The organism is Sinorhizobium sp. KGO-5 (assembly GCF_036245905.1).
In the GTDB taxonomy this organism is placed as follows: domain Bacteria; phylum Pseudomonadota; class Alphaproteobacteria; order Rhizobiales; family Rhizobiaceae; genus Sinorhizobium; species Sinorhizobium meliloti_A.
Genome location: NZ_BDIZ01000001.1, coordinates 724,944 through 750,519, shown reverse-complemented (window position 1 = coordinate 750,519; position 25,576 = coordinate 724,944). Strand labels below are relative to the sequence as shown.

Genomic DNA, 25,576 nt, shown 5'->3' with positions numbered 1-25,576 from the left:
AAAGTGGCGGCCCGTAGATCAGGGGCGCTTCTTCTCGATCGCGTCCCAGAGCAGGCTTGCGACATCGGCACCGCCGAACTTCTTCACTTCGCGGATGCCGGTCGGCGAAGTGACATTGATCTCGGTCAGGTAGTCGCCGATGACGTCGATGCCGACGAAGAGGAAGCCGCGTTCCTTCAGCGCCGGGCCGATGCGGTGGCAGATCTCCCGCTCGCGCGCCGTCAGGTCGGTTGCCTCCGCGCGCCCACCCACATGCATGTTGGAGCGCGAATCGTGCTCGGCCGGAACGCGATTGATGGCGCCGACCGGCTCGCCGTCGACGAGCAGGATGCGCTTGTCGCCCTTGCGCACCGCCGGCAGATATTCCTGGGCGATATAGGGCTCGCGGAACATCTGCGCGAACATTTCGAGGAGCGACGAGAAATTGCGGTCGTCACGCGCGGAGTGGAACACGCCGGCGCCGCCATTGCCGTAGAGCGGTTTCAGGATGATGTCGCCCATCTCCTGGCGGAAGCGGGCGATCTCGTCCGGGTCGCGAGTGATCAGGGTCTTGGGCATCAGATCCGGAAACTCGGTCACGAAGATCTTCTCAGGCGAGTTCCTGACCCAGGCCGGATCGTTGACGACCAGCGTCTTCGGGTGCAGCCGTTCGAGCAGATGCGTTGAAGTGATATAGGCCATATCGAATGGCGGATCCTGGCGAAGCAGGATGACGTCCATGGTCGAAAGATCGATCCGCTCCTCTTCGCCGAGGGTGAAGTGGTCGCCCTTGACGTCGCGCAACCGCATCTGCTGCGCGGTCGCATAGACCCTGCCGTCCCGGAGCGACAGCTTTTCGGGCGTGTAGTGGAACAGGCGGTAGCCTCGGGCCTGCGCCTCCAGGCTCATCGCGAAGGTCGAATCGCCCGCAATGGTGATGCCCGAAACATGGTCCATCTGGACCCCGACGTTGACGATTCCTGCCATTTTCCCGTTCCCGATTGGATCCACGATGCGCATAGTTCCTTCGACCGGCGCCGGTCAGAAATCGAATTATACGGCAATTCGACGCGATGCTCCGCCCCTCGTCTTCGCGACGAGGCGGCACCGCCGAAAAGCCCGCAAGATGTAGAATGCGTACCGTGGTTAGGCAAGAAGGCTCCTGCCGCTCCCGCCTATCAAAAGGCGTCCGGCAGGTGTCGCGGCCAGCGCCACGGCGCTACGGCGACAATGTCGTATCGCACCGACAGGCGGTGGAAGTCGCCCTGACGCGACAGCCAGAGATCGCTTGCCGCCCGGATGCGCCGCTGCGCCGTGTCGGTCACGGCGAAGACCGCATCGTCCGGGCTCATCCGGGCCTTTACTTCGACGCAGGCGACCAGATCGCCGCGCCGGGCGATGATGTCGATCTCGCCGAGCCTGGTGCGATAGCGCATGGCAACGATGCGATAGCCCTTGAGCATCAGGCAGAGCGCGGCGCGGTATTCGGCGATGTGGCCCCGCTTCAGCGCCTTCAGCTTGCGGGTGTCCGGTCGCTCAGCCTTCATCGCTATCCTTCAGATGAAGGAGCCGGTCGTAAAGCTCCTTGCGCGCCAGCCCCGTGCGGCGCGCCGCCTCGGTCGCGGCCTTGCCCATCGGCAGGTCGCGGGCGAGTTCCTTGAGCAATGCGTCGACGTCGGCCGCCTCCGGCTGGGGCTTTGCCTCCGGCGGACCGATCACGAGGACGATCTCGCCTTTCACATTGGCGCTTTCGTCGTAACTCGCCGCGAGTTCGCCGAGCGTTCCGCGGCGGAACTCCTCGAAGGTCTTGGTCAGTTCGCGGCAGACGGCCGCCCTCCTGTCTGCGCCGAGGACCTGCGCGGCAGCAGTGACGGTCGCGGCAATGCGATGCGGGGATTCGAAGAAGATGAGAGTGGCGGGAACGGACGAGAGTTCGGCGAGCCGGTCGCGCTTCGCCTTGTCCTTCACCGGCAGAAAGCCTGCGAAGAGGAAGGCATCGCTCGGCAGGCCGGAGCCGACGAGGGCCGCAAGCGGCGCCGAGGGGCCAGGTATGGGAACGACCCGGTATCCCGCCTCGACCGCCTGCTGCGCCAGGCGGTAGCCCGGATCGGAGACGAGCGGCGTACCGGCATCGGAGACGAGCGCCACCGATTTCCCATCACCGAGTGCTGCAAGGAGCCGCGGCCCCGCCTCGGCGGCATTGTGCTCGTGATAGGCGGTGGGCCGATTGACGATACCGTAGCGGTCCAGCAGCACCCGCGTCACCCGCGTGTCCTCGCAAGCGAGCACATCGACCCCCGCAAGCGTCTCGAGGGCTCTCAGCGTGATGTCGCCGAGATTGCCGATCGGCGTTGCCACGAGATAAAGGCACGGCTCCAGCGGGCGCGCAGGAATGTTGATATCGTGCAGGCGAAAAGCGCGCCGCCGGTCCTTTTCGGATGCATCCGTGGATTGCTGCTTTTGCAACGCCGCCTTCCCAATCACTCCCGGCCCGATCATTCCGATCGACCATTCCGGCCAAGCCGGGTTTGCGCCCTTTATGAGTGAGCGGGGAGCCCGGGGCAAGGGCGGGCCGCGCATGCAGTCTCGCATTTGGGGAAGAGGCCTCAAAACCCCTTGCTTTTGCGGCTCTCTTTCTGCCATTTTGCCGGTCCACATCCTTCCGGCCGAGCGGCCGGGCACGCAGTTGACGCCGCGGCGGTCCCCTCGCCCGCGCGGCAATGGTTGAAAGCGGTAGCATCCATGCGTATTACTCTCGAGCGGTCCAACCTTTTGAAATCGCTGAACCATGTCCACCGCGTGGTCGAACGGCGAAACACCATCCCGATCCTTTCGAACGTGCTCCTGCGCTCTGACGGCGCCAGCCTCGAAATGAAGGCGACCGACCTCGACCTGGAGATCACCGAGGCGACGCCGGCGCAGGTGGAACAGGCCGGCGCCACCACCGTTCCGGCGCATCTGCTCTACGACATCGTCCGCAAGCTGCCGGACGGCTCGGAGGTGCTGCTGGTCACCAATGCGGAAGGCACGGCGATGACGGTCGCCTCCGGCCGCTCCAAGTTTTCGCTGCAGTGCCTGCCGCAGTCGGATTTTCCCGATCTGACCGCCGGCACGTTCTCGCACTCCTTCCGCCTGAAGGCGCCCGATCTGAAGATGCTGATCGACCGCACCCAGTTCGCCATCTCGACGGAAGAGACACGCTACTATTTGAACGGCATCTTCGTGCACACGGTCGAGAGCAACGGCGACCTGAAGCTGCGCGCCGTCGCGACCGACGGCCACCGGCTCGCCCGTGCGGATGTCGAAGCGCCCTCGGGCTCCGAGGGCATGCCCGGCATCATCATTCCGCGCAAGACCGTGAGCGAGCTGCAGAAGCTGCTCGACAATCCGGACGTGGTGGTGACGGTCGAAGTCTCGGACGCGAAGATCCGCCTGACGATCGGCTCCATCGTCATGACGTCGAAGCTGATCGACGGAACCTTCCCCGACTATCAGCGCGTGATCCCCGCCAGCAACGACAAGGAACTGCGCGTTGATTGCCAGTCCTTCTCGCAGGCCGTCGACCGTGTCTCCACGATCTCTTCCGAACGCGGCCGCGCCGTGAAGCTTGCGCTTGCCGACGGCCAGATGACGCTGACCGTGAACAATCCGGATTCCGGCAGCGCCACCGAAGAACTGCCGGTCGGCTACGAAAGCGATCCGCTCGAGATCGGGTTCAACGCCAAATATCTGCTCGACATCACCGGGCAACTGACCGGCAGCGAGGCGGTCTTCCTGCTGGCCGATCCCGGTTCGCCGACGCTCGTGCGCGATCTTGCCGCGGAGGATGCGCTCTACGTGCTGATGCCGATGCGAGTCTAAGGCGTGTTGAGATTCATCTTGAGTTTATGACGGCCGCTGCGAGATGGATAATGGCGTTGAAGCTCTGGTCGGTTTTGTCGGCACGCATGGCTCGATGCGCTTGAATTCCTTGAGTACCGACTGCGCGGCGTACTGCATGGTTCCTTTGATCGTTGCCGATCAAGGACAAAAACATGCAGCAGATCGAAGTGCTACAACGACCGTTGCGCGTCTGATAAGACGCGCGGCGCTGTAGGAAACGTATCGGAGGACTGCACTCTCTCCTCTGCTCTCGTCTCTGTGCTTGTCACACAGATGAGAGCAGCGGCGCGGGGAAATGTTCTGTCAGCCCAAGGACTTGGTCTGGCTGGATCCCTGTGACGCGCACAGGGATGAGGAAATCAAACAGGCCGCAGCACCGCGCTTGATCGAATTCCAGAGGCGCGCTCACGCGACGGCCTGCGCAACCAAATCGGGGTGCTGCGCGATCACGCGCACATAAGCAACGGCAAAATCCGGAGCAGTGGCGCGTGCTTGCTCCCAGTCCCGCAGCGTACCAACGGGAACGCGAAAGCGATTTGCGAACTCCGATTGCGACAAACCAAGCGCAGTCCTTGTCTTGCGAATCAGGCGAGCCCGCTGGCCGCGATTCATTGCTTCGGCCGTCACGTCGAAATCTTCCGCATCGGCCGGATCAGCAGGGGACGTAATATGCTCGTTCTTCACCCTTGTTGCTCCTTCTCACAGATATGAACCGGGGTAAATTATCCCGCCAAACGAACACGCCGGTGAACAGCCTCTCGCCGACGACCCCGACCACCTTGAACCGTTCCTCGCCGTCGATCTCGCGAATGGAGGGGATGATCAAGTGATCCCCGTCGTCGAAAATACGCAGGCCAAAGGCCAACGATAGTTTATGTTTCTCGCGATTGGCGGCGTCTTTCGCAGGATCGAACCGGTCTTACATGTTGGCACTATACGGGAATCCCGTATAAGACGTAATGTCTCGCTTTGCTGAAAAAATGGACGCTAACTTCTAGTTCAACTGATTCAAGCTTTCAGGCCGTACCGGATTTCGAGTTCAACCGTCGCGCATCGTTCATGATCTGTCGTTTCTAGACGCAGTCGGACTTGTTTTTGCCGCAGATGGAAGCACATTATGAATAAGCGCTCACGCAGCCGCACGAATCACGATAAGAGCGCAACTGCAAATCATACTGTGAGGGGATTCGATGAGCTTGCGCTTGAGGGTGAAGGAAAAATTCGGTCGGAAATTCGACGAAGAGATCCGCTTCTTCAAGGGCTGGATGAGCAATACTCGCGCGGTCGGCGCGATCCTCCCGACATCCGCCATCACCGCACGCCGCATGGCCAGCATAGTCGATCCGGAATCCGGTCTGCCGGTCCTCGAGCTTGGCCCCGGCACCGGGGTGATCACCAAGGCGATCCTCGAGCGCGGCATAGAGCCTGAAAAGCTGGTTTCCATCGAATACTCCACCGAGTTCTACAATCAGCTCAAGGCGCATTTCGACGGCGTGCATTTCATCAACGGCGACGCCTTCGATCTTTCCCGCACGCTTGGGGCCTTCAAGGATCAGCAGTTCGACAGCGTCATTTCCGCCGTGCCGCTGTTGAATTTCCCGATGCATCGCCGCGTCGAACTCATAGAAGACCTGCTCTCGCGCATTCCCTTCGGCCGCCCGGTCGTTCAGATCTCCTACGGTCCGATGTCGCCGGTCGTCGCCATGCCGGACCGCTACCGAATCCAGCATTTCGACTTCGTCGTGCGCAACATTCCGCCGGCGCAGCTGTGGATCTACCGCAAGACGCACTGACGGCGTCACCTCCGGTGTTCGGCATCTATCTCACCCATCCGCAGGTCAGAATCGATCCCGCCGTCTCCGTGCCACAATGGCGCCTGTCCGAACTCGGCGAAGAACGCATGCGCGCCACGGCGAAACGGCCATGGGTCCGTTCGCTCGGACGCATCGTCGCCAGTAGCGAGAAGAAGGCGATCGAAACGGCGCGGTTCCTGGCCGACGCTGGCGGCATCCCGGTCGAAACTGACGAGGAGATGGGCGAGAACGATCGTTCCGCGACCGGCTTTCTGCCGCCGGAGGAGTTCGAGAAGGCGGCCGATCAGTTCTTTGCCCGACCCGAAGAGAGCTTCAAGGGCTGGGAGCGTGCCATCGACGCCCAGGCGCGAATCTCAAGGGCCGTCTTCCAGGCCCTCGACCGGCACGATCCGGCGGTACCCATCGCCTTCATCGGCCATGGCGGTGTCGGTACGCTGCTCAAATGCCGGATGATGGGCACGGCGATCGCCCGTAGCGCCGATCAACCGCCGGGCGGCGGCAATCTCTTCGCCTTCCGTCTTGCGGATCGCGCCGTCACATGCGACTGGACGCCGATGGAGTTCTGGCAGGGGTGATCTCGATATGAGCACAAGCGCGCGCGACCGGCTGATCGTCGGCCTTGATCTTCCAACGGTGACCGAGGCCGAGAAAATCGTCTCGACGCTCGGCGAGGAAGTCCTCTTCTATAAGATCGGCTATCAACTGGCCTTCGCCGGCGGCCTCGACTTCGCGCGCGACCTCGCTGCAGGCGGCAAGCAGGTCTTCCTCGACATGAAGCTGCTCGACATCGACAACACGGTGGCCAAGGGCGTGGAGAATATCGTCAAGATGGGCGTGTCGATGCTGACGCTGCACGCCTATCCGAAGGCGATGAAATCGGCTGTCGAAGTGGCACGAGGCTCGAACCTCTGCCTGCTTGGCGTAACGGTGCTCACCTCGATGGACGAACAGGACGTCATCGATGCCGGTTATGAATACGATCCGCACAGCCTGGTCCTGCGCCGCGCCGAACAGGCCCGCGCCGCCGGCATGGGGGGCATCGTCTGCTCGGCGGAGGAGGCCGCCGCCGTGCGCAAGATCATCGGCGGCGACATGGCGCTGGTGACGCCGGGCATCCGCCCGGCCGGCGCGGAAAAAGGCGACCAGAAGCGGGTGATGACGCCGGCCGATGCGCTTCGCGCCGGCTCGAGCCACCTCGTCGTCGGGCGGCCGATCGTTGCCGCGCCCGACCCTCTCGCAGCAGGCCGCGCGATCCTGGCCGAGATGGAGAGCGCCCTCTCCCGTCGATCCGCCGTATAGCGCTCCGGCGCCGTTCGGGCCTGCTTGACCTGAGGCTCATTTTGCCGGAAGTAACCATCCCGTCTGCATGTCGTGAAAGACGAGGAGTTCATCATGGCCAAAGGATACTGGATCGCTCGGGTCGATATAAGGGACCCCGAACGCTATAAGGATTACGTGGCAGCGGCGAAGCCCGCCTTCGAAAAATACGGCGCGACCTTCCTTGCGCGCGGCGGGGAGTTCCATCGGCTCGAAGGTGCCGCTCGCACCCGCAACGTCGTCATCGAATTCCCCTCGCTGCAGGCGGCCGTCGACTGTTACAATTCGCCCGAATACCAGATTGCCGCGGCCATCCGCCAGGAAGTCGCCGATGCCGAAATGGTGGTCGTCGAAGGCGTTTGAGGCGAAGTCCCGCGGCGAATCGGGGCACGCCTCCGACGCGCGCGGATTGGCCTTCACCTCGCTCGACGCTTGGGCTATGTAGCAAGCAATTCTACCATTGACATCAGGAGTGCGTTTCTCATGACCTTGTCCAACCTTCCGCCGCTGGTGACGATTTTCGGCGGATCCGGATTTGTCGGCCGTCATGTGGTGCGCGCGCTCGCCAAACGCGGCTACCGCATTCGCGTCGCTGTTCGCCGTCCGGATCTCGCCGGCCACCTGCAACCGCTCGGCAATGTCGGGCAAATCTCTTTCGTTCAGGCCAATCTGCGCTACCGCAAGTCGGTCGATCGCGCTGTCGACGGTGCCGACCATGTGATCAACTGCGTCGGCGTGCTCTTCGAAAGTGGCCGCAACACCTTCGAGGCGGTCCAGGATTTCGGCGCGCGGGCGGTCGCCGAGGCGGCTCGGGCGACGGGCGCCACGCTCACCCATATCTCGGCGATCGGCGCCGACGCGAGCTCCCAATCGAGCTATGCCCGGACAAAGGGGCGCGCCGAGGCTGCGATCCTCGAAACGCTTCCGGCCGCGGTGATCCTCCGCCCGTCGATCATCTTCGGGCCTGAAGACGGATTTTTCAACAAGTTCGCCGAAATGGCCCGATTCTCGCCGGTCCTGCCGCTCATCGGCGGCGGCAAGACCAGGTTTCAGCCGGTTTACGTCACCGACGTTGCCGAGGCCGTGGCCCGCTCCGTCGACGGCAAGCTGACCGGTGGGACGATCTACGAACTCGGCGGGCCGCAGGTGCTCTCCTTCCGCGAATGTCTCGATATCATGCTGAAGACGATCGACCGCAAGCGCTCCTTCGTGTCGCTGCCCTTCGGCATCGCCTCGCTGATGGGCAGCGTCGCCTCGCTCGTGCCGTTCATCACGCCACCGCTCACCGCCGACCAGGTGGTGTTGCTGAAATCGGACAATGTCGTCTCGGCAAAGGCCGAAGCGGAAGGCCGCACGCTTGCCGGTATCGGCATCGAGCCGACAATGCTCGAGTCGATCCTGCCGACTTATCTCGTACGCTATCGCCCGCATGGGCAATACACGCGCAGCGGCCGCGCCGCCTGAGCGGTCCCATCACTATCGGACACATTCAAGCCGCCGGCTCTGCCGGCGGCTTTTTTGCCGCCCCCGCTGTGCCCATCCGGCAACAGCGTTGCAGTTCTGCCGCAGTCGAAAATCCGAATCTCGTTTACCGCAGATTCAGCTCGCACTGATATTGATCATGACATGGTCGCAGAATAAACACCGCTCGCACTGACTGCTCGGCGAGCGACGCCGGTGCAGACATCTCACTCGAAAGGCATAACGTCCCATGGGCAAGTCGATCGCAATCTTTTTTGCGTCTGCGGCACTGATCATTCTGGCTGGCTCGTTCATGGCACCCGGCACCGGGGCTAGCAGCGACAAGGGCTGCACGCCGGCCTACGGTGTCAACCCGTGCACGACGGCGTCGATCGGGTTTGCCGGCGAGTAAGCCGGACATTTTCGCCTCGGCTTCGAGCCGGGCATGTTGAGTTTCGGCGGGGGCCAGGAGCCGGGTGCGTTTCGAAAGAGACGCATCCGGCTTTATGTTTCCGGACTGTGTTATCCGAGCAGCCACAGGCCGACCAGCCCGGCGGTCCCGACGAGGATGCGCCAGATCGCAAAGGGCGTAAAGCCGCGATGCGAGACGAAGTCGAGCAGCGAACGCACCACGAAAATTCCGGCGATGAATGCAGCGATGAAACCGGCCGCGATCAGGCCGACATCGTCGAAGGAGAGCGCATCGCGGTTCTTGTAGAGATCGAGCGCAAAAGCTCCGACCATGGTCGGCATGGCCAGGAAAAAGGAAAATTCCGCCGCGGAGCGCTTGTCGGTCCCCATCAGCAGGGCCCCGGCAATGGTCGCGCCGGAACGCGACGTTCCCGGGATCATGGCGAGACACTGGAAGAGGCCGATCTTCAGCGCGAGCGAAGGCGGATAGTCGAACACGTCGGTGTAGCGAGGCGTCAAAGGGAGCCGGTCGATCGCATAAAGAATGACGCCGCCGACGATCAGCACGACGCAGATGAGCATCGGCGTCTCGAAAAGCACCGACTTGATGAATCCATGCGCGGCAGCACCGATAAGCGCCGCCGGCAGGAAGGCGAGGAGAACCGAGAAGACGAAACGGCGAGCCTTGACGCTCGTCGGAAGGGCGAGCGCGATCGCCAGCAGCTTCTGGAAGTAGACGAGCAGGATCGCCAATATGGCGCCGAGCTGGATCAGAACGGCAAAGGTGTTTCCCGGCGATTTGAACCCGAGGAAGTGTCCGGCAAGCAGCACATGCGCCGTCGACGAGACCGGGATGAACTCCGTCAGCCCTTCGATGAGGCCGAGGACGAGCGCGCTTATGATCGATTGATCCGCCATGTAAAAGCTATTCCTGATATAATTGGATGTGGGAGGAGAAAGTCGATTCTCTTGTGTTTGCCACCGCAACTACCTATAGCTCGTTGTAACGAGCCGTGGCCAGTTGCATATGCCGCGACGCTGATATCCCCGAAAACAGCTGCAATCTGATCATCGATGCCGACACTGTATCATCACCCCATGTCCCCAGCTTCGCGGTTCGTACGCCTTATTCTCTCAGAATATGGCTATCAGACGGAACTGAGCGAAGAGCAGCCATGGGAGAACCGGCGCGACTTCCTGACGCTGAATCCTGCCGGCACTCTGCCGGTCTATGTCGATGACAGCATGCGCGCGCTCTGCGGCGCCACGATCATCTCCGAATATCTCGACGAGACCAGCGGCATCATGAAGCGCGACCGCCGCCTTCTTGCCGAGGACCCGTTTCAGCGCGCCGAAATCCGCCGCCTCACCGAATGGTTCCTGCAGAAGATGGAAGCCGACGTGACGCGCCCGCTCGTGCGCGAGCGCATTTTCAAGCTGCAGATGACCCCGGACCAGGGCGGCGGTGCGCCGGATTCGAAAATTCTCCGCACCTCGCGCAGCAATATCCGCCAGCATATGAAGTATCTCTCGTGGCTCGCCGGATCGCGCCCCTGGCTCGCCGGAGATCGCATCTCCTATGGGGATCTCGCCGCGGCCGCGGCGATTTCCGTGCTCGACTATCTCGGAGAGATCGACTGGTCCGATGCGCCGAGCGCCAAGGAATGGTATCAGCGGCTGAAGTCGCGCCCGTCCTTCCGGCCGCTGCTCGCCGAGCGGGTGCGCGGCGTGACCCCGGTCTCACATTATGCGGATCTCGACTTTTAAGGACCAGATCATGCCCGGCGACGCTGCAAAAGCGGAGAACCAGGGCAGGAAACGACGGACCCTCACCGCCTTCCTGAAAGAGGAAGCCGCGGCCAAGGGATTCGACATCTGTCGCATCACCCATCCGGATGCCATACCCCACGCGCCCGAGCGGCTGAGGCAGTTCCTGGCTGCCGGCGCTCATGGTACGATGGACTGGCTCGCCGAGACAGCCGAGCGCCGATCCGATCCGCGCGTCCTCTGGAGCGAAGTGCGCTCGATCGTCCTCTTCGGCATGAATTACGCTCCCGAGGACGACCCGCGCGACGTCCTCGCCAGACGCGATCGCGGCGCGATCTCCGTCTACGCCCGCAATCGCGACTATCACGACGTGGTCAAGGGCCGGCTGAAGGAGATCGCCACGCGCTTTGCCGCGCGGGCGGGCGAGGACGTGAAGGTCTTCGTCGACACCGCCCCCGTCATGGAGAAACCGCTTGCGGAAAAGGCCGGCATCGGCTGGCAGGGCAAGCACACCAATCTGGTCAGCCGCGAATTCGGCTCCTGGCTCTTTCTCGGCAGCCTCTTCACGACAGCCGAACTGGAACTGGACGAGCCGGAACGCGACCATTGCGGCTCTTGCCGGGCCTGCCTCGACGCCTGTCCGACCGATGCCTTCCCGGCGCCCTACCGCATCGACGCGCGACGCTGCATCTCCTATCTCACGATCGAGCACAAGGGATCGATTGCGCCTGAGTTACGGCCGCTGATCGGTAACCGCATCTATGGCTGCGACGACTGTCTCGCCGCCTGTCCCTGGAACAAGTTCGCGCGCTCGGCATCGGAAATGAAGCTCCAGGCGCGAGAAGATCTCAAGGAACCGGAGCTCTCCTTCCTGCTGACGCTCGACGACACAGGTTTCCGGGCCTTCTTTTCCGGATCGCCGGTAAAGCGCATCGGGCGTGATCGTTTCGTCCGAAATGCCTTGATCGCCGCCGGAAATTCCGGTGAGAAGAACCTGACAGAGGTCTGCAAGGCGCTGGCGGCCGATGCGTCGCCCACGGTCAGGGGAATGGCGGTCTGGGCGCTTTCGCGACTGATTTCATCCACCGATCTGGCGGTCTTCGCCCGGCAATGCGGGCCTGAAACCGATGACGAGGTTCTTGCGGAATGGCAAATGGCGGGAGTGAACCGATGAATGTCCTGATCCTTGGTGCCGGCTATTCCGGCACGGCGATCGCGAGCGCGCTCTCTCCCCTGGCGACGTCCGTGACCGGCACCACCCGGTCCGCAGAAAAGCTCCCCCGTCTGCAGGCTGCCGGTATCCGCCCGATCCTCTTCGACGGCACGGAAATATCGGACGAGCTCGAGGATGCGATGAGGGAGACCACCCACCTCGTTCAGTCGATTGCGCCGGGCCGCGATGGCGACCCCATGTTTCGCGCCGGAACGCCGCCGCTTGCCGACCTTCTGCCGCGGCTGGAGTGGGTGGGCTATCTCTCCACGGTCGGCGTCTATGGCGATCACGGCGGCGCCTGGGTCACCGAGGATACGCCGCTCAACCCGGTCTCGCAGCGCTCGCTCGAGCGTGTGGAAGCCGAAAACGCCTGGCTCGAGCACGGTGCGCAGCACGACATTCCGGTGGCAGTGCTGCGGCTCGCCGGCATCTACGGCCCGGGCCGCAATGCCTTCCGCAACCTCGCTGAGGGGACGGCGCGCCGCGTCATCAAGCCGAACCAGGTCTTCAACCGTATCCGCGTCGAAGATATCGGCGCGGCGAGCGCCTTTCTCGCAAAGCGCGGCGTGAGCGGCATCTTCAACGTGACCGACGACGAGCCGGCGCCGCCACAGGACGTGGTCCAGGAAGCCGCCCGGCTGATGGGCGTCGAACCGCCGCCCGAGATCCCGTTCGAAACCGCAGATATGTCCCCCATGGCCCGTTCTTTCTACGGCGAGAACAAGCGCGTCTCCAATGCGCGACTGCGCCAGGCGGGCTTCGATCCGGAGTTCCCCAACTATCGCGTTTCGCTTGCACAGCTGTGGACATCAGGAACCTGGAACCGGAATTAAGCACCTATTTCGTCAAGGCCGATCAGAATATCGCGCGCGAACACAAGCAAGTCGGATGCAGTTTTGAAAGTATTGATTTCACGCGAATCGCCTTGACACGATTATGCTGTCATTATTCGGTCTATACTTCGCCATTTTCCACAACCCTGGCGCTAGTAGCATGAATTCAACGGTCGCGATTCCCGACTTTTCATGCAAAGCGAAATTTTTAATGATTTTATTTCCGAGAGGCGTCGCTGCGCGGCCCGGAGCGCCGCCAGCAGCGCTTAGTGGCTGATTCCAAAGAACTTCCCTCGCCATTCTAAACTAATTCAATCTGTTGGTTATTTTTAAAATCGATCAGACTTCAGACATTCCTAATGAAAACTTAACGGTTGAAGCACGTTTTTGCCATGTTTCACCTCAATTAGCTCGATCAACAAAGGGAACTGACGAATTTTTCAAACCGAAGGGGGCATCGCTTGACGCCAGCGAAAATCAAGACTGCTGCCGCGGCAGCACTATTCACCGTCGGGATGGGCTTGGTCTCGGCATCGGAAAGTCAGGCAGCAGGCGCTGGCTGCGGGGGAGCATCCTGGTACGCGCTTTCGTCCAAAACGGCCTCCGGCGAAAGAATGAATGCCGCGCACCTGACCGCCGCGCATCGCAAACTCAAATTCGGCACGAAGGTCCAGGTGACCAACAAGCGCAACGGCAAGTCCGTCGTCGTCCGGATCAATGATCGCGGTCCGTTCATTCGCGGCCGGGTGATCGATCTTTCCAAGGCGGCTGCCTCCAAGATCGGCATGATCCGCTCCGGTACCGCCAGCATCTGTTACACCGTCGTCAACTCCTGACGATGCGCAGGTTTCGCTCGATTCATCTCGGGCGAGCCAGACTGCAAGGGCCGGTCGCGCCCCTTACATAATGCGGCCGCCGTCTTGCTCTTCGATGTCATCGCCGCTACCACGGCGAAAAAGGAGTTCATCGAAGATGCGATTGGGCGGAAGGCTCTCCGGAGCCATCGAGGTTCTTGACGATATCGAAAAGCGCAGGCGACCCGTCGCCGATGCCCTCAAGGATTGGGGCCTGTCCCACCGCTTCGCCGGCTCCGGCGACCGCGCCGCCATCGGCAACATCGTCTATGATGCCCTGCGGATGAAACTCTCCCACGCCTTTCTCATGGATAGCGACACCCCGGTAGCCCTCGGCCATGCGGTCATGTACCGGCAATGGGGCTATCGCGCCGACACGCTTGCAGCGGAACTTGCCGACGACCGGTTCGCGCCCGAAGCGCCTTCGGAAGCGATGATGAAGGCCTTCGCTCAGCGACGGCTCGAAGATGCTCCCCTGCATGTGCAGGGCGATATTCCGGAATGGACGCAGGCCTCGTTCGAAGAGAATTTCTCCGACGACTGGCTCGCCGAGGCGAAGGCTCTTGCCGTCCGGCCGACTCTCGATCTGCGCGTCAACACGCTGAAGGCGACGCGCGAAAAGGTGCTCAAGGCGCTGGAGCGCAGCGGCGCCGAGCCCGCGGCGATTGCCCGGCATGGCGTGCGCATTCCCGCCGGCGAGGGCGCTTCGCGCCTGCCGAACGTAACGGCGGAAATCTCGTTCCAGAAGGGTTGGTTCGAGGTGCAGGACGAGGGGTCGCAGATTGTCGCAGACCTCGCCTTGCCCGGCGAGGGCGAGCAGGTGCTCGATTATTGCGCCGGCGGCGGCGGCAAGACGCTGGCCATGTCGGCGGCGATGAACAATAAGGGCCAGGTCCACGCTTACGACGCCGACCGCAAACGGCTGGCGCCCATTATCGAGCGGCTGAAGCGTGCCGGCACCCGCAACGTGCAGGTGCACGAGTCGACCGAGTCGCTCGCATCGCTCATAGGGCGGGTCGATCGCGTGCTTGTCGATGCGCCATGCACCGGGACCGGAACCTGGCGGCGGCGTCCCGATACGAAATGGCGCCTGACGCAGAAGAACCTCGAGGAGCGATTGGCCCAGCAGGAGGAGGCGCTTGCCGGTGCCGCCCAGTTCGTGCGCCCCGGCGGACATCTGATATACGTCACCTGTTCCGTCCTTCCGGAGGAGAACGAGGCGCAGGTCTACGGCTTCTGCGAGGACAATCCGGAATTCGAAGTCCTCTCGGCCGCCGACAACTGGGCGGCGCTCTTCGGCACCGACAAGGCGCAGCCCTGGTCCGCCGATATGAAGACCGTGACGCTGACGCCGGCATCGACCGGAACCGACGGATTCTTCTTCTGTCTCATGGGCAGGAAGAGTTAGGCCGGCGCGGATTCCCGCCATCCAGGCAGGGCTGCACCTTCAAGCCGTTCTAAACTATACACTTTGACACCAGTTTGCTTTTGGTCCATGACTCTTGCGCTTTTCACGGGGTTGGAGCTGTACGCTCTATCGACGAGCAACAAGGAGAGGGTCATGACCAAGAATTTCATCCGCGCCGCGGCGCTGGCGCTCATGACGGCGACATCTGCGCTGGCGTTGCAGCCGGCGAATGCGGCGACGGACGCAGCCGCGGTCGTCAAGCATTACGCGACCATTGCGCACGCCAAATACGAAGATGCCCTGGCCACGGCAGAGGCGCTGGAAAAGGCCGTGGATGCGCTGATTGCAAGCCCGAGCGAGGAGACCTTGAAGGCCGCGCGGGAGGCCTGGCTGAAGGCGCGCAACCCCTATCAGGAAACGGAAGTCTATCGCTTCGGCAACACGATCGTCGACGAATGGGAGGGCAAGGTGAATGCCTGGCCGCTGGACGAGGGCCTGATCGACTATGTCGACGCAAGCTACGGCAGCGAGAGCGACGAGAACGCCCTTTTCACCGCCAATGTCATCGCCAACAAGGCGATCAAGATCGACGGGCAGGACGTCGATGCCACCGAGATCACGCCGGAGCTCCTTTCCGGCACGCTGCAGGAGGCAGGCGGCATCGAGGCAAATGTCGCGACCGGCTATCACGCGATCGAATTCCTGTTGTGGGGGCAGGATCTGAACGGAACGGGCCGGGGTGCCGGCAACCGGCCCTACACGGATTTCGACACCAAGGCCTGCACCAACGGCAATTGCGATCGCCGCGCCGCCTATCTGAAGGCAGCGACGAGCCTGCTCGTCTCCGACCTCAAGGAGATGGTCGCAAACTGGACGCCGGACGGCGCTGCGACCAAGGCGGTCGAGGCGGACCCGAAAGCCGGCCTCGTGGCGATCCTTACCGGCATGGGATCGCTCTCCTACGGCGAACTTGCGGGCGAGCGCATGAAGCTCGGCCTGCTCCTCCACGACCCGGAAGAGGAGCACGACTGCTTCTCCGACAACACCCACAACTCGCACCTGCACGACGCGATCGGCATCCAGTCCGCCTATAGCGGCGAGTATACCCGCGTCGACGGCAGCAAGCTCACCGGCCCTTCGCTTTCCGAGCTCGTCGCTGCCAAGGATGCGGCCCTCGACAAGGAAATGAAGGATGGTCTCGCCACCACGGTCGAGAAGATGCAGGCGATGGCCAAGCGCGCAGAAGCGGGCGAGGCCTATGACCAGATGATCGGCGAGGGCAATGCGGAGGGCAATGCGACGGTTCAGGCGGCGATCGACGGGCTGATCGCCCAGGCGAAGACCGTCGAGCGCGTCATCGCCGCACTCGATCTCGGCACGGTGGAACTTGAAGGTTCCGACAGCCTGGATAATCCTGGCGCCGTCTTCCAATAAGCTGAAAAGGCGGGCCGCGACGGACAGGTGGCGGCCCGGCCTCCCTCGATGAATGTCTTCGCCCGCTTTTTCGCACTGACCGTTGCCGCTCTCATTTGCGTCGCCCCCGCGGCGTCGCGCGATGGCGGCATCGCGGAAAAGGCGGATGTCGGGTGCGCACCTGTTCGCGACGACCTTTCCGCCGATGACCTCGAGCGCGTTCTGTCGGTCACGCGCCCAACCACCGATTTTTCCAGGCCTGAGCCCTTCGAAGCAATGCCGGCCGGTGCTGCGACGACAATTGCACGGGCGGATCGGATGATCTTCTCCCAGGCATCGGACAACCTCCCCTTCGAGGACGAACAGGATTTCCACCTCGGCAAGGCGCTCTTCGAAAAGCTCTGGGTCTCCTCACCCTCTTCAACGCAGGCCTCGGACGGGCTGGGGCCGCTCTACAATGCGAGGGCCTGCGAGAGCTGTCATGTCCGCGACGGACGCGGCCGTCCGCCCGAGGGGGCCGCCGATGCGACGTCGATGCTCCTTCGGCTCGCCCGTGCCCCGCGCGACGATGCCGAGCGCGCGGAGATCGCCTCCCATGCACGGCTCAACTTTCCCGACCCGGTCTATGGTGCTCAGCTTCAGGACAGCGCCGTGCCGGGGCTTGCTGCCGAGGGCCGCCTCGACATCACCTATACGGAAGAACTGGTGGCGCTTGCCGGCGGCGATACGGTCCCGCTCCGCAAGCCGCATTATGCGATCGCCGATCCCGGTTACGGACCGCTCGATGCGGCGACGACGCTGTCGCCGCGCGTCGCCTCGCCGATGATCGGCATCGGTCTCATCGAGGCCATCCACGAGGCCGACATTCTGGCGCGTGCCGATCCGGAGGATCGCGACGGCGACGGCATCAGCGGACGGCCGGCCCTCGTGCGCGAGCGCCGGACCGGCCGCGTCACCCTCGGCCGCTTCGGCTGGAAAGCGCAGAACCCGTCCGTGCGCCAGCAGGTCGCCGATGCCTTTGCCGTCGATATCGGCATCTCCACCTCCGATCTCGACCGCAGTCATGGCGATTGCACGGCTGCCCAGACGGGCTGCCTCGATCTGCCGGACGGCGTGCAGCCGCGGCTCGGAGCGGTCGAGGCCCCCGACCCGGTGCTCGACCTCGTGACGTTCTATTCCTCCAATCTTGCCGTGCCTGCTCGCCGCAAGGCGAGCTTTCCGGAAACCTTGAAGGGCAAACGGCTCTTCCATGAAGCCGGCTGCGCCGCCTGCCATGCGCCGAAATTCGTGACCCGCCGGGACGCCACCCACAAGGCGCAGGCGTTTCAGCTCATCTGGCCCTATTCCGACTTCCTCCTGCACGACATGGGCGAAGGCCTCACCGACGGCCAGCAGGTCGGCGAGGCCAATGGCCGCGAATGGCGCACGCCCCCGCTTTGGGGCATAGGCTTGACCAAGACCGTCAGTGGGCACAGCTTCCTTCTCCATGACGGACGCGCCCGAAATCTGGCCGAAGCCATTCTCTGGCACGGCGGCGAAGCGGCGAAGGCACGCAATGCCTTCGCCGCCATGCCGAAGGACGACCGCAAAGCCCTGATCACATTCCTGGAGTCCCTCTGATGCGCCTTCCCTTCGCGAGCCTTCCTCTCGCCTTTAGCCTGATATTCCTCGCTGCCCCCGCGGCGGCGCAGGAAGGCGGTGCGCTTTCCCCGCGTGTCGTCGAAGAGGCGGCCGTGCCGAGGGTGATGGCGCAGGCCGTGGACGGCTTCATCATCCCCGGCTATCGAGACCTCGCAGAGGCGACGAACGCCCTCTCCGAAGCGAGCGCCGGGCTCTGCAAGTCACCTTCCGAGACGACCCTCGAAGCGGCGCGGTCGGCCTTTTCGAGCGTCGTCGAGAGATGGTCCGCGATCGAGATCATCCGCCTCGGTCCGGCCCTCGAACAGAACCGTTTCGAACGCTTCCTCTTCTATCCCGACCGGAAAAGCACGGGCTTGAAGCAGGTCCAGGCAATTCTCGCCAAGAAAGATGAGAGCGCCACAAGCCCGGAGACCCTCAAGGGGAAGAGCGTCGCCGTCCAGGGCCTCGGGGCACTCGAATTCGTGCTCTACGGTACCGGCGCGGAGGTTCTCTCCGGCAAGGAAGGGGACTTTCGCTGCCGATATGGGCTTGCTGTCTCGCAGAATTTGAGGAGCATCGCGGGCGAGCTCCTTGCCGCATGGGAAAAGCCGGACGGGATCCAGGCGGCCTGGAAGGAGCCAGGCCCGGGCAATCCGCTCTTCCGGGACAACAGGGAAGCCGCGACCGAGCTTCTGGGCGTGCTCGTCCACAGCGTCGAGATGATAAAGGACCAGCGGCTGCGGCCCTTCTACGCCGGAACGGTCCACGGGACGCCCGACAGGGGCCGTCCGAAACTTGCCATCTACTGGCGCTCGGCCAACACGATGCCGGCGATCTCGGCGAATCTCGGTGGTCTCCAGAGACTCTTCGATACGGCCGGCATGGAGAGCCTTCTGCCAGCCGACAGCCGCTCGATCGCCGGTTCCATCGACTTCCTCTTCAAGGCTCTGATCGCCGCTACGGACGGTCTCGACGGGCCGATCGAGGACGCGCTTGCCGACGAGAGGCAGCGCGCCAAGCTGGATTTCATCGCGCTCAACACGGCCGATCTGCTCGACCGGCTCAATCGCGAATTCGGCGGTTCGATCGGCCTCGGCGCCGGATTCTCCTTCGCCGACGGCGACTGACACGGGAACGTGAAAACGCTGCGGAACCCGATGGTTGACAAGCAGGGCATTTCGGAGCAAAGCGCATCCATGGCCGCCTGCGCGGACATGTCTCACCAACAAGGATCAACTCAAGATGAACCCCGACAGTCGAAGTCGAGCCTTCATGCTCACGGCCGTCCGGACCTGATTTGATCAGGGCTCCGCCGGTCGGATGACTCGGCCCCATGGAGCCTGAAATGCTGCGCATCTACAAAAGCCAGAACAGCCGACTTGTGCACGTCGACCTCCTCGACGGCCTGGCATGCCAGGAACCGGTGATCTGGTTCGATCTCTTCAATCCGTCGAGCGAAGAAACGCGCCTTGTCGAGGAGCGCCTCGGCATTGCCATTCCGACCCGTGACGAGATGCAGGAAATCGAGCTTTCCGACCGGCTTTACCAGGAGGACGGCGCCGAGTTCATGACGATGACGGCGACCGCCAAACTCGACAGCGATTACCCGGCCAAGGTGCCCGTCACCTTCATCCTCAAAGGCGCGACCCTCGTGACGGTCCGCCATGCGGAGCCGAAGCCGTTCCAGGTCTATGCCAACCGCATCATAAAGCCGAACGGCGCGGCGTGCGAGACGGGAGAGCTCGTAATGCTCGGCCTGCTCGAGGCGATGATCGACCGTACGGCGGATGCTCTGGAGCGCGCAGGCAACGACGTCGATCAGATCTCACGGGAGGTCTTCCGCAAGTCGAACGCCAGCGCCACCAAGAAGACGCGCGACCTGCAGTCGCTGATCGAGCAGATCGGCCAGAAGGGCGACCTGCTGACCGTCATCCGCGAAAGCCTCGTCAGTATTGGCAGGCTCGTCGCCTATCACGTCGCCATTGAGGGGACCACGCACCGCAAGGCGGCCAAGGAGAGCCGGCAGCGGATAAAGCTCGTTCAGCGCGACGCGGCATCCCTCGGAGACCACGCGCTGTTCCTGTCGAACAAGATCAATTTCCTGCTCGACGCGACGCTGGGGCTCATCAACCTCGAACAGAACCAGATCATCAAGATCTTCTCGGTCGCCGCCGTCGTGTTTCTGCCGCCCACCCTGGTCGCCTCGATTTACGGGATGAACTTCGAGGTGATGCCGGAACTCACCTGGCGTTTCGGCTATCCCTATGCGCTGATGCTGATGGTCGCCTCGGCCCTGTTGCCGTATGTCTATTTCAAACGGCGAGGTTGGCTGTGACAGCGGAGTGACCTCGACCGTTGCAGGAAATCGCCCGCTGCAGGAAATCGCATGAAGACCAATACCCTCATCGACCGCCGCAGCTTCGTCAAAATGGCGGGTGCCGCGTGGGTGGCCGCCCTTGCCCCCCGGGGCGCCTTCGCCCTCGAAAGGGCCGATGCCGTCTTCGCCTCGGCCTTCATGGCGCAGGACGGCAGCTACGGTGTCGCGACGCTCACGGAAACGGGCGAGATCGTGGAGCGCAGGCTGCTGCCGGCGCGCGCGCATGGCATGACCTTCTCCCCGGTAAGCCGGCGCGCGGTCGCCTTTGCCCGGCGGCCGGGCACCTATGCCATGATCTTTGCGCCGGACGGCACCGCCGAGCCGCTCGTCATCACCTCCGCCGAGGGCCGGCACTTCTTCGGCCATGGCTGCTTCTCGGCCGACGGCCGGCTGCTCTATGCGACCGAAAACGACTTCTCCGCCAATCGCGGCATGGTCGGCATCTATGATGGCCGCCGGGATTTTACCCGTATCGGCGAGTTCCCGACTTACGGCATCGGCCCACACGACATGACGCTTGCCGCCGACGGACGCACGCTCGCAATAGCCAATGGCGGCATCGAGACCCACCCCGATTTCGGCCGCACCAAGCTCAATCTCGACCGCATGGAACCGAGCCTGGCACTCGTGGACGCCGCGACGGGGGCGCTCATCGAGAAGCATGTGCTGCCGCCTCATCTCAATCGCCTTTCGACCCGACATGTCGACATCGGCGCCGACGGACGTGTCTGGTTCGCCTGCCAGTACGAAGGTGCGCGCAACGACCTTCCGCCGCTGGTCGGGCACTTCGCCAAGGGCGAGGACCTGACCTTCGTAGACCTGCCGAAACGAACCACCGCGGCGCTCGCAAACTATGTCGGCGCTATCGCGGTCAGCCGCCAGGAAGGGCTCGTCGGCCTCACCTCTCCCAAGGGCAACGTCGCGGTGACCCTCAACGCCAAAACCGGTGCCGTCCTCAAGGAGGAACCGGTTGCGGACGCAGCGGGCATTGCCGCCGCGAAGCACGGTTTCGCCGTCTCCTCCTACCGCGGCCTATTCAAGGAGCGAAGGAGCCCCGTTGCCTGGGATCAGCACATAATCCGGCTGGCGACGGATCAGATGGACGCGTCTCCGAAGTCGGAGAGCGCCGCGAGATCGTCCCAGCGATAGGCCACCTGATCCAGGCTTTCTCTGCCGACGCTGACCCGGCCCTCGCCGACGGCGCGGGCACCGAGCCGCTCATAGAATACCCGGTTGGGGTTACCCTTCAGCACCCAGGCAAAAAGCGACGATCCTCCTGTGTCGCGGCAATGGCCGGCGACGCTGCGCACCAGCGCGGAGCCGAGGCCTGCGCCATGGAACTCCGGCAGAAGATAGAGCTCGTAGAGCTCCCGGTCGAATGCTGGCGGCATTCCCCTTGCCTTGCCGCAATTTGCAAAGCCGATCACCCGGTCGTCGGTCATGTCGGCCGCGACCATGATGAAGCTGCCCGGAAGACGCATGCGCCGCGCATGCCGTATCGCCTGGTCCTCGACGGTCATGGCATCGAGATAGGCGTCGGATATGATGCCGCGAAACGTCGCGCGCCAGGTCCTGACCAGGACCGACGCGATCGTTATGAGGTCGTCGGGCACGGCCGGGCGGATTTCGATGCGCCGGAAGTTTTTCATAGACCACATATAGGTGGCGCCGCTTCGCCGCCAAACGGTACAGCGACTGGAAATCGCCGCCCCCGGCTCCATTTAGCACGCATGAACAGAACCGTGGTGCATGTCCTTTTCGTCGTTGCCGTTCTCGGCCTCGGCCTCGCCATCGGCTACATCAACATCCCCGACGCATGGTATCGGTCGCTGGCAAAGCCGAGCTTCACGCCGCCGAACTGGGTCTTCGCTCCCGCCTGGTCGATCCTTTACGTGATGATCGGAATTGCCGGCGCCCGCAGCTTTCTCGATCATCGCGGCCACTCCGTCCTGTGGCCGCTGTGGCTCACCCAGATGATCCTGAACTTTCTCTGGTCGCCGCTGTTTTTCGGGCTGCACCAGATCGCTGCCGCGCTGGTCGTCATCTTCGCCCTGTTCGCGTCCATCGTGGCATTCATCCTCGCAAGCCTGCGCAAGGACAGGATTTCGGCTCTGCTGTTTGTGCCCTACCTTGCATGGGTGGCCTTCGCGACCCTGCTCAACGGTTCGATTTTCCTCATGAATTGAGCTTGCCGGGCCGCAGCCGGCGTGCCAGTCTCCGGGAAAATCCGGGCAGCGTTGTCCGCGGAATCAAGGCAAACCGACACATGGACGAAAGCGATCCTCACGACTTCAGGAAGCGCATCCGGGAAAGCTTCAGACGGCAGGCCGCGATGCGCACGATCGGAGCCGAGCTCACGCGCGTCGAACCGGGAACCGTCGAGATCGAGCTTTCCTTTGATCCCAAGCTGACGCAGCAGCACGGCCTTCTGCATGCCGGCGTAATTTCTGCCGCGCTCGATGCGGCGGGTACCTATGCCGGCTATTCGGTGATCGATCCAGACGCATCGCTGCTGACGATCGAGTTCAAGGTCAATCTGCTTTCGCCCGGACGGGGCGAGCGGTTCCTCTTTCGCGGCGAGGTGACGAAGCCCGGCACGACGATCATCGTCTCGGACGGACGGGCCTATGCGGTCAGGTCCGACGGACCGGCCAAGCTCATCGCCTCGATGACAGGCACGATGATGGTGGTGCGCGGACGCGAGGGGATCGAAGGATGAGCTTCGAACTCAAGTCGGTAGCGGGGCGCACTATTCTCTATGTCATGGCTGTGGACGCCGAGTACGGTCCCTCCCTCCGTGCCAGGATCGCACCGCTGATGACGGGCGTCGGTCCGGTCGAGGCGGCCGTCAGCCTGACCAGGGCGCTTGCGGAGCTCCACGCCGGAGGCAGCCTGCCGGACCTCGTCGTCTCGCTCGGCTCGGCCGGGTCCGCGACGCTCGAACAGACCGAAATCTACCAGGCGGTCTCGGTCGCCTACCGCGACATGGACGCCTCGCCCCTCGGCTTCGAGAAGGGCGCGACGCCCTTCCTGGATCTGCCAGCCGTCGTTAAACTGCCGCTCAGCATTCCCGGCGTGAAGAAGGCACGGCTCTCGACCGGCGCCAACATCGTCTCCGGCAGGACCTATGACGACATCGACGCCGACATGGTCGAGATGGAGACCTTTGCGATCCTGCGCGCCTGCCAGTCGTATGGCGTGCCGCTCATCGGGCTGCGCGGCATTTCGGACGGGAAGGCGGAGCTGAAGCATGTCGGCGACTGGACGGAATACCTGAACGTGATAGACGAGAAGCTCGCAGCCACCATCGACCGGCTCGAGGCGGCGCTGGAGGCGGGCGAAATCCGGCTCTGAGCCTTCCGCCCAGGCGCCTGATTGTCCGGGTGCAATGTTATCGTTGCGCCAAAGGCGGGCTTTCATTAAAGGCTCGCCATGATCAAGCTTGCTTGAAGGCCCGCTATGACCCAGACAGCCCATCCCGATACCGTCCTGATCGTCGACTTCGGCAGCCAGGTGACGCAGCTCATCGCCCGGCGCGTACGCGAATCCGGCGTCTATTGCGAGATCGTGCCGTTCCAGTCGGCCGAGGAAGGCTTCAACCGGCTGAAGCCGAAGGCGGTGATCCTGTCCGGCAGCCCGGCTTCGACCCTCGACATCGGCTCGCCCCGCGCGCCTTCCGTCATTTTCGACAGCGGCCTGCCGGTCTTCGGCATCTGCTACGGCCAGCAGACCATGTGCGCCCAGCTCGGGGGGAAGGTCGAGAGCGGCCATCACCGTGAATTCGGAAGGGCGTTCCTGGAAGTCGAGAAGGACTGCGCACTTTTCGACGGGCTCTGGTCGCTCGGCTCGCGCCACCAGGTGTGGATGTCGCATGGCGACCGGGTCACCGCATTGCCCGAGGGCTTCGAAGTCGTCGCCACCTCTTCCAACGCACCCTTTGCCTTCATCGCCGACGAAAAGCGCAAATACTATGCCGTCCAGTTCCATCCGGAAGTCGTGCATACGCCCGACGGCGCAAAGCTCATCGCCAACTTCGTCCACAAGGTCGCCGGCATTACGGGGGACTGGACCATGTCGGCCTACCGCGCCAAGGCGGTCGAGGCGATCCGCAAGCAGGTCGGCGACAAGAAGGTCATCTGCGCCCTTTCCGGCGGCGTCGACTCGTCGGTTGCGGCCCTCCTTATCCACGAAGCGGTCGGCGACCAGCTCACCTGCATCCTCGTCGATCATGGTCTGATGCGAAAGGACGAGGCGGCGAACGTCGTCGCCATGTTCCAGGAGCATTACAACCTTCATCTGCTCCACATCGACGCCTCCGATCGCTTCATCGGCGAACTCGAAGGCGTCAGCGACCCGGAAACGAAGCGCAAGATCATCGGACGTCTCTTCATCGAGGTTTTCGAGGAAGAGGCCAAGAAGCTCGGCGGCGCCGACTTCCTCGCCCAGGGCACGCTCTACCCTGACGTCATCGAAAGCGTCTCCTTCACCGGCGGCCCCTCGGTGACGATCAAGTCGCACCACAATGTCGGCGGCCTGCCGGAGCGCATGAACATGCAGCTCGTCGAGCCGCTGCGCGAGCTCTTCAAGGACGAAGTCCGCGTGCTCGGCCGCGAACTCGGCCTGCCCGAAAGCTTCATCGGCCGCCATCCCTTCCCCGGCCCCGGCCTCGCGATCCGCTGCCCCGGCGGCATCACGCGCGAGAAGCTGGAAATCCTGCGCGAAGCGGACGCGATCTATCTCGACGAGATCCGCAAGGCGGGCCTCTATGACGCCATCTGGCAGGCCTTCGCCGTGCTGCTTCCCGTGCAGACGGTCGGCGTCATGGGCGACGGGCGCACCTACGAATTCGTCTGCGCGCTGCGTGCGGTCACCTCCGTCGACGGCATGACCGCCGACTTCTACCACTATGACATGGAATTCCTCGGCCGCGCCGCCACCCGCATCATCAACGAGGTCCGCGGCATCAACCGCGTCGTCTACGACGTCACCTCCAAGCCGCCCGGCACGATCGAGTGGGAGTAGGGGAAACGGCGGCGATCGGCGGCTTTAGCGTGGAATATCGTAGAAAAGGCGGGAAAATCAGAGGTTCGGCTGATCATGGAGTTTCGGTCGTTTGGCCATTTCGATTGCATAGCAGTGCGTGCAGCCGGCGGTGACGATCGAACTTCCTGCCACAGGGTTCCAAGTGGAATCCGTCCACTCTATTTGAGTTTCAGCCATCAGATCC

Annotated in this window: 29 protein-coding genes; 21 read left to right on the top strand and 8 right to left on the bottom strand. The window is 63.1% G+C overall.

The window, feature by feature from the left end; translation table 11 throughout:
* Positions 1 to 18 precede the first annotated feature (18 nt).
* The 3 genes from gshB to rsmI all read right to left on the bottom strand — a co-directional run bounded on the left by gshB (position 19) and on the right by rsmI (position 2,478).
* Positions 19 to 966, bottom strand: coding sequence for a glutathione synthase (gene gshB / locus BHD07_RS03555; RefSeq protein WP_100670035.1), 948 nt, complete (start codon positions 964 to 966; stop codon positions 19 to 21).
* 191 nt (positions 967 to 1,157) lie between these two features.
* Positions 1,158 to 1,526, bottom strand: coding sequence for a YraN family protein (locus tag BHD07_RS03550; RefSeq protein ID WP_100669801.1), 369 nt, complete (start codon positions 1,524 to 1,526; stop codon positions 1,158 to 1,160).
* Positions 1,516 to 2,478 (bottom strand): 16S rRNA (cytidine(1402)-2'-O)-methyltransferase, encoded by a 963-nt coding sequence (gene rsmI / locus BHD07_RS03545; RefSeq protein WP_100669802.1) that lies wholly within the window; start codon positions 2,476 to 2,478, stop codon positions 1,516 to 1,518. The genes BHD07_RS03550 and rsmI overlap by 11 nt, the downstream gene beginning before the upstream one ends.
* A 243-nt stretch (positions 2,479 to 2,721) precedes the next feature.
* Here rsmI and dnaN point away from each other — a divergent pair, with 243 nt between their 5' ends.
* Entirely contained in the window at positions 2,722 to 3,840 is a 1,119-nt protein-coding gene (dnaN, locus tag BHD07_RS03540) for a DNA polymerase III subunit beta (protein WP_100669803.1), read from the top strand.
* Between the two features lie 426 nt (positions 3,841 to 4,266).
* On the opposite strand, the gene BHD07_RS03535 is transcribed toward dnaN, so the two are convergent.
* The gene (locus BHD07_RS03535; RefSeq protein WP_018093942.1) at positions 4,267 to 4,545 is read right to left on the bottom strand and encodes a helix-turn-helix domain-containing protein; all 279 of its coding nucleotides are present in this window, start codon (positions 4,543 to 4,545) and stop codon (positions 4,267 to 4,269) included.
* Positions 4,514 to 4,726: a BrnT family toxin gene (locus BHD07_RS03530; protein WP_234819189.1), complete on the bottom strand. Its 213-nt coding sequence runs from the start codon at positions 4,724 to 4,726 to the stop codon at positions 4,514 to 4,516. The genes BHD07_RS03535 and BHD07_RS03530 overlap by 32 nt, the downstream gene beginning before the upstream one ends.
* Before the next feature lie 325 nt (positions 4,727 to 5,051).
* On the opposite strand from BHD07_RS03530, the gene pmtA reads away from it, so the two are divergent.
* The 6 genes from pmtA to BHD07_RS03500 all read left to right on the top strand — a co-directional run bounded on the left by pmtA (position 5,052) and on the right by BHD07_RS03500 (position 8,865).
* On the top strand, positions 5,052 to 5,654 hold the full coding sequence (pmtA, locus tag BHD07_RS03525) for a phospholipid N-methyltransferase PmtA (RefSeq protein ID WP_100669804.1): 603 nt from the start codon (positions 5,052 to 5,054) through the stop codon (positions 5,652 to 5,654).
* 14 nt (positions 5,655 to 5,668) lie between these two features.
* Complete coding sequence (locus BHD07_RS03520) at positions 5,669 to 6,250, top strand: histidine phosphatase family protein (protein ID WP_100669805.1); 582 nt, start codon at positions 5,669 to 5,671, stop codon at positions 6,248 to 6,250.
* A gap of 7 nt (positions 6,251 to 6,257) precedes the next feature.
* Positions 6,258 to 6,974 (top strand): orotidine-5'-phosphate decarboxylase, encoded by a 717-nt coding sequence (gene pyrF / locus BHD07_RS03515; protein WP_100669806.1) that lies wholly within the window; start codon positions 6,258 to 6,260, stop codon positions 6,972 to 6,974.
* 93 nt (positions 6,975 to 7,067) lie between these two features.
* Positions 7,068 to 7,355 (top strand): DUF1330 domain-containing protein, encoded by a 288-nt coding sequence (locus BHD07_RS03510; protein WP_100670036.1) that lies wholly within the window; start codon positions 7,068 to 7,070, stop codon positions 7,353 to 7,355.
* 120 nt (positions 7,356 to 7,475) lie between these two features.
* Positions 7,476 to 8,456, top strand: a complete 981-nt coding sequence (locus BHD07_RS03505; protein WP_100669807.1) for a complex I NDUFA9 subunit family protein — start codon at positions 7,476 to 7,478, stop codon at positions 8,454 to 8,456.
* A 247-nt stretch (positions 8,457 to 8,703) separates the two neighbouring features.
* Positions 8,704 to 8,865 carry a hypothetical protein gene (locus tag BHD07_RS03500; RefSeq protein ID WP_100669808.1) on the top strand — a complete coding sequence of 54 codons (162 nt, stop codon included), beginning with the start codon at positions 8,704 to 8,706 and terminating at the stop codon, positions 8,863 to 8,865.
* 110 nt (positions 8,866 to 8,975) lie between these two features.
* Here BHD07_RS03500 and BHD07_RS03495 read toward each other — a convergent pair whose 3' ends face one another.
* Positions 8,976 to 9,782 (bottom strand): undecaprenyl-diphosphate phosphatase, encoded by an 807-nt coding sequence (locus tag BHD07_RS03495; RefSeq protein ID WP_100669809.1) that lies wholly within the window; start codon positions 9,780 to 9,782, stop codon positions 8,976 to 8,978.
* A 156-nt stretch (positions 9,783 to 9,938) separates the two neighbouring features.
* Here BHD07_RS03495 and BHD07_RS03490 point away from each other — a divergent pair, with 156 nt between their 5' ends.
* The 10 genes from BHD07_RS03490 to BHD07_RS03445 all read left to right on the top strand — a co-directional run bounded on the left by BHD07_RS03490 (position 9,939) and on the right by BHD07_RS03445 (position 21,498).
* On the top strand, positions 9,939 to 10,631 hold the full coding sequence (locus tag BHD07_RS03490) for a glutathione S-transferase family protein (RefSeq protein ID WP_018093934.1): 693 nt from the start codon (positions 9,939 to 9,941) through the stop codon (positions 10,629 to 10,631).
* Between the two features lie 10 nt (positions 10,632 to 10,641).
* Positions 10,642 to 11,805 (top strand): tRNA epoxyqueuosine(34) reductase QueG, encoded by a 1,164-nt coding sequence (queG, locus tag BHD07_RS03485; protein WP_100670037.1) that lies wholly within the window; start codon positions 10,642 to 10,644, stop codon positions 11,803 to 11,805.
* Complete coding sequence (locus tag BHD07_RS03480; protein ID WP_100669810.1) at positions 11,802 to 12,677, top strand: SDR family oxidoreductase; 876 nt, start codon at positions 11,802 to 11,804, stop codon at positions 12,675 to 12,677. Before queG ends, BHD07_RS03480 begins: the two co-directional genes overlap by 4 nt.
* 461 nt (positions 12,678 to 13,138) lie before the next feature.
* Positions 13,139 to 13,513 carry a septal ring lytic transglycosylase RlpA family protein gene (locus tag BHD07_RS03475; RefSeq protein WP_003529787.1) on the top strand — a complete coding sequence of 125 codons (375 nt, stop codon included), beginning with the start codon at positions 13,139 to 13,141 and terminating at the stop codon, positions 13,511 to 13,513.
* A 136-nt stretch (positions 13,514 to 13,649) separates the two neighbouring features.
* Positions 13,650 to 14,939, top strand: a complete 1,290-nt coding sequence (locus tag BHD07_RS03470; protein ID WP_338277687.1) for an RsmB/NOP family class I SAM-dependent RNA methyltransferase — start codon at positions 13,650 to 13,652, stop codon at positions 14,937 to 14,939.
* A 153-nt stretch (positions 14,940 to 15,092) separates the two neighbouring features.
* Positions 15,093 to 16,373 carry an imelysin family protein gene (locus BHD07_RS03465; RefSeq protein ID WP_338277685.1) on the top strand — a complete coding sequence of 427 codons (1,281 nt, stop codon included), beginning with the start codon at positions 15,093 to 15,095 and terminating at the stop codon, positions 16,371 to 16,373.
* 48 nt (positions 16,374 to 16,421) lie between these two features.
* On the top strand, positions 16,422 to 17,972 hold the full coding sequence (locus BHD07_RS03460; protein WP_338277683.1) for a di-heme oxidoreductase family protein: 1,551 nt from the start codon (positions 16,422 to 16,424) through the stop codon (positions 17,970 to 17,972).
* A complete protein-coding gene (locus tag BHD07_RS03455) occupies positions 17,972 to 19,099 on the top strand; it encodes an imelysin family protein (protein ID WP_100669813.1) in 1,128 nt (375 codons plus the stop codon). The genes BHD07_RS03460 and BHD07_RS03455 overlap by 1 nt, the downstream gene beginning before the upstream one ends.
* 218 nt (positions 19,100 to 19,317) lie before the next feature.
* Positions 19,318 to 20,307 (top strand): magnesium/cobalt transporter CorA, encoded by a 990-nt coding sequence (gene corA / locus BHD07_RS03450; RefSeq protein ID WP_100670039.1) that lies wholly within the window; start codon positions 19,318 to 19,320, stop codon positions 20,305 to 20,307.
* 51 nt (positions 20,308 to 20,358) lie between these two features.
* Positions 20,359 to 21,498 (top strand): DUF1513 domain-containing protein, encoded by a 1,140-nt coding sequence (locus tag BHD07_RS03445; protein WP_338277679.1) that lies wholly within the window; start codon positions 20,359 to 20,361, stop codon positions 21,496 to 21,498.
* Here BHD07_RS03445 and BHD07_RS03440 read toward each other — a convergent pair.
* On the bottom strand, positions 21,444 to 21,998 hold the full coding sequence (locus BHD07_RS03440) for a GNAT family N-acetyltransferase (RefSeq protein WP_198516609.1): 555 nt from the start codon (positions 21,996 to 21,998) through the stop codon (positions 21,444 to 21,446). The two genes, BHD07_RS03445 and BHD07_RS03440, sit on opposite strands and share 55 nt — an antisense overlap.
* Positions 21,999 to 22,079: 81 nt before the next feature.
* Here BHD07_RS03440 and BHD07_RS03435 point away from each other — a divergent pair, with 81 nt between their 5' ends.
* From BHD07_RS03435 to guaA, 4 genes are all read left to right on the top strand, one after another.
* Positions 22,080 to 22,535, top strand: a complete 456-nt coding sequence (locus tag BHD07_RS03435) for a TspO/MBR family protein (RefSeq protein ID WP_100669815.1) — start codon at positions 22,080 to 22,082, stop codon at positions 22,533 to 22,535.
* Positions 22,536 to 22,615: 80 nt separating this feature from the next.
* Entirely contained in the window at positions 22,616 to 23,068 is a 453-nt protein-coding gene (locus BHD07_RS03430) for a PaaI family thioesterase (protein WP_018093923.1), read from the top strand.
* Positions 23,065 to 23,703: a 5'-methylthioadenosine/S-adenosylhomocysteine nucleosidase gene (locus tag BHD07_RS03425; protein WP_100669816.1), complete on the top strand. Its 639-nt coding sequence runs from the start codon at positions 23,065 to 23,067 to the stop codon at positions 23,701 to 23,703. Before BHD07_RS03430 ends, BHD07_RS03425 begins: the two co-directional genes overlap by 4 nt.
* Positions 23,704 to 23,808: 105 nt before the next feature.
* Positions 23,809 to 25,371: a glutamine-hydrolyzing GMP synthase gene (guaA, locus tag BHD07_RS03420; RefSeq protein ID WP_100669817.1), complete on the top strand. Its 1,563-nt coding sequence runs from the start codon at positions 23,809 to 23,811 to the stop codon at positions 25,369 to 25,371.
* A 57-nt stretch (positions 25,372 to 25,428) separates the two neighbouring features.
* On the opposite strand, the gene BHD07_RS03415 is transcribed toward guaA, so the two are convergent.
* Positions 25,429 to 25,569: a DUF5131 family protein gene (locus BHD07_RS03415; protein WP_267880144.1), complete on the bottom strand. Its 141-nt coding sequence runs from the start codon at positions 25,567 to 25,569 to the stop codon at positions 25,429 to 25,431.
* Between the last annotated feature and the right edge of the window lie 7 nt (positions 25,570 to 25,576).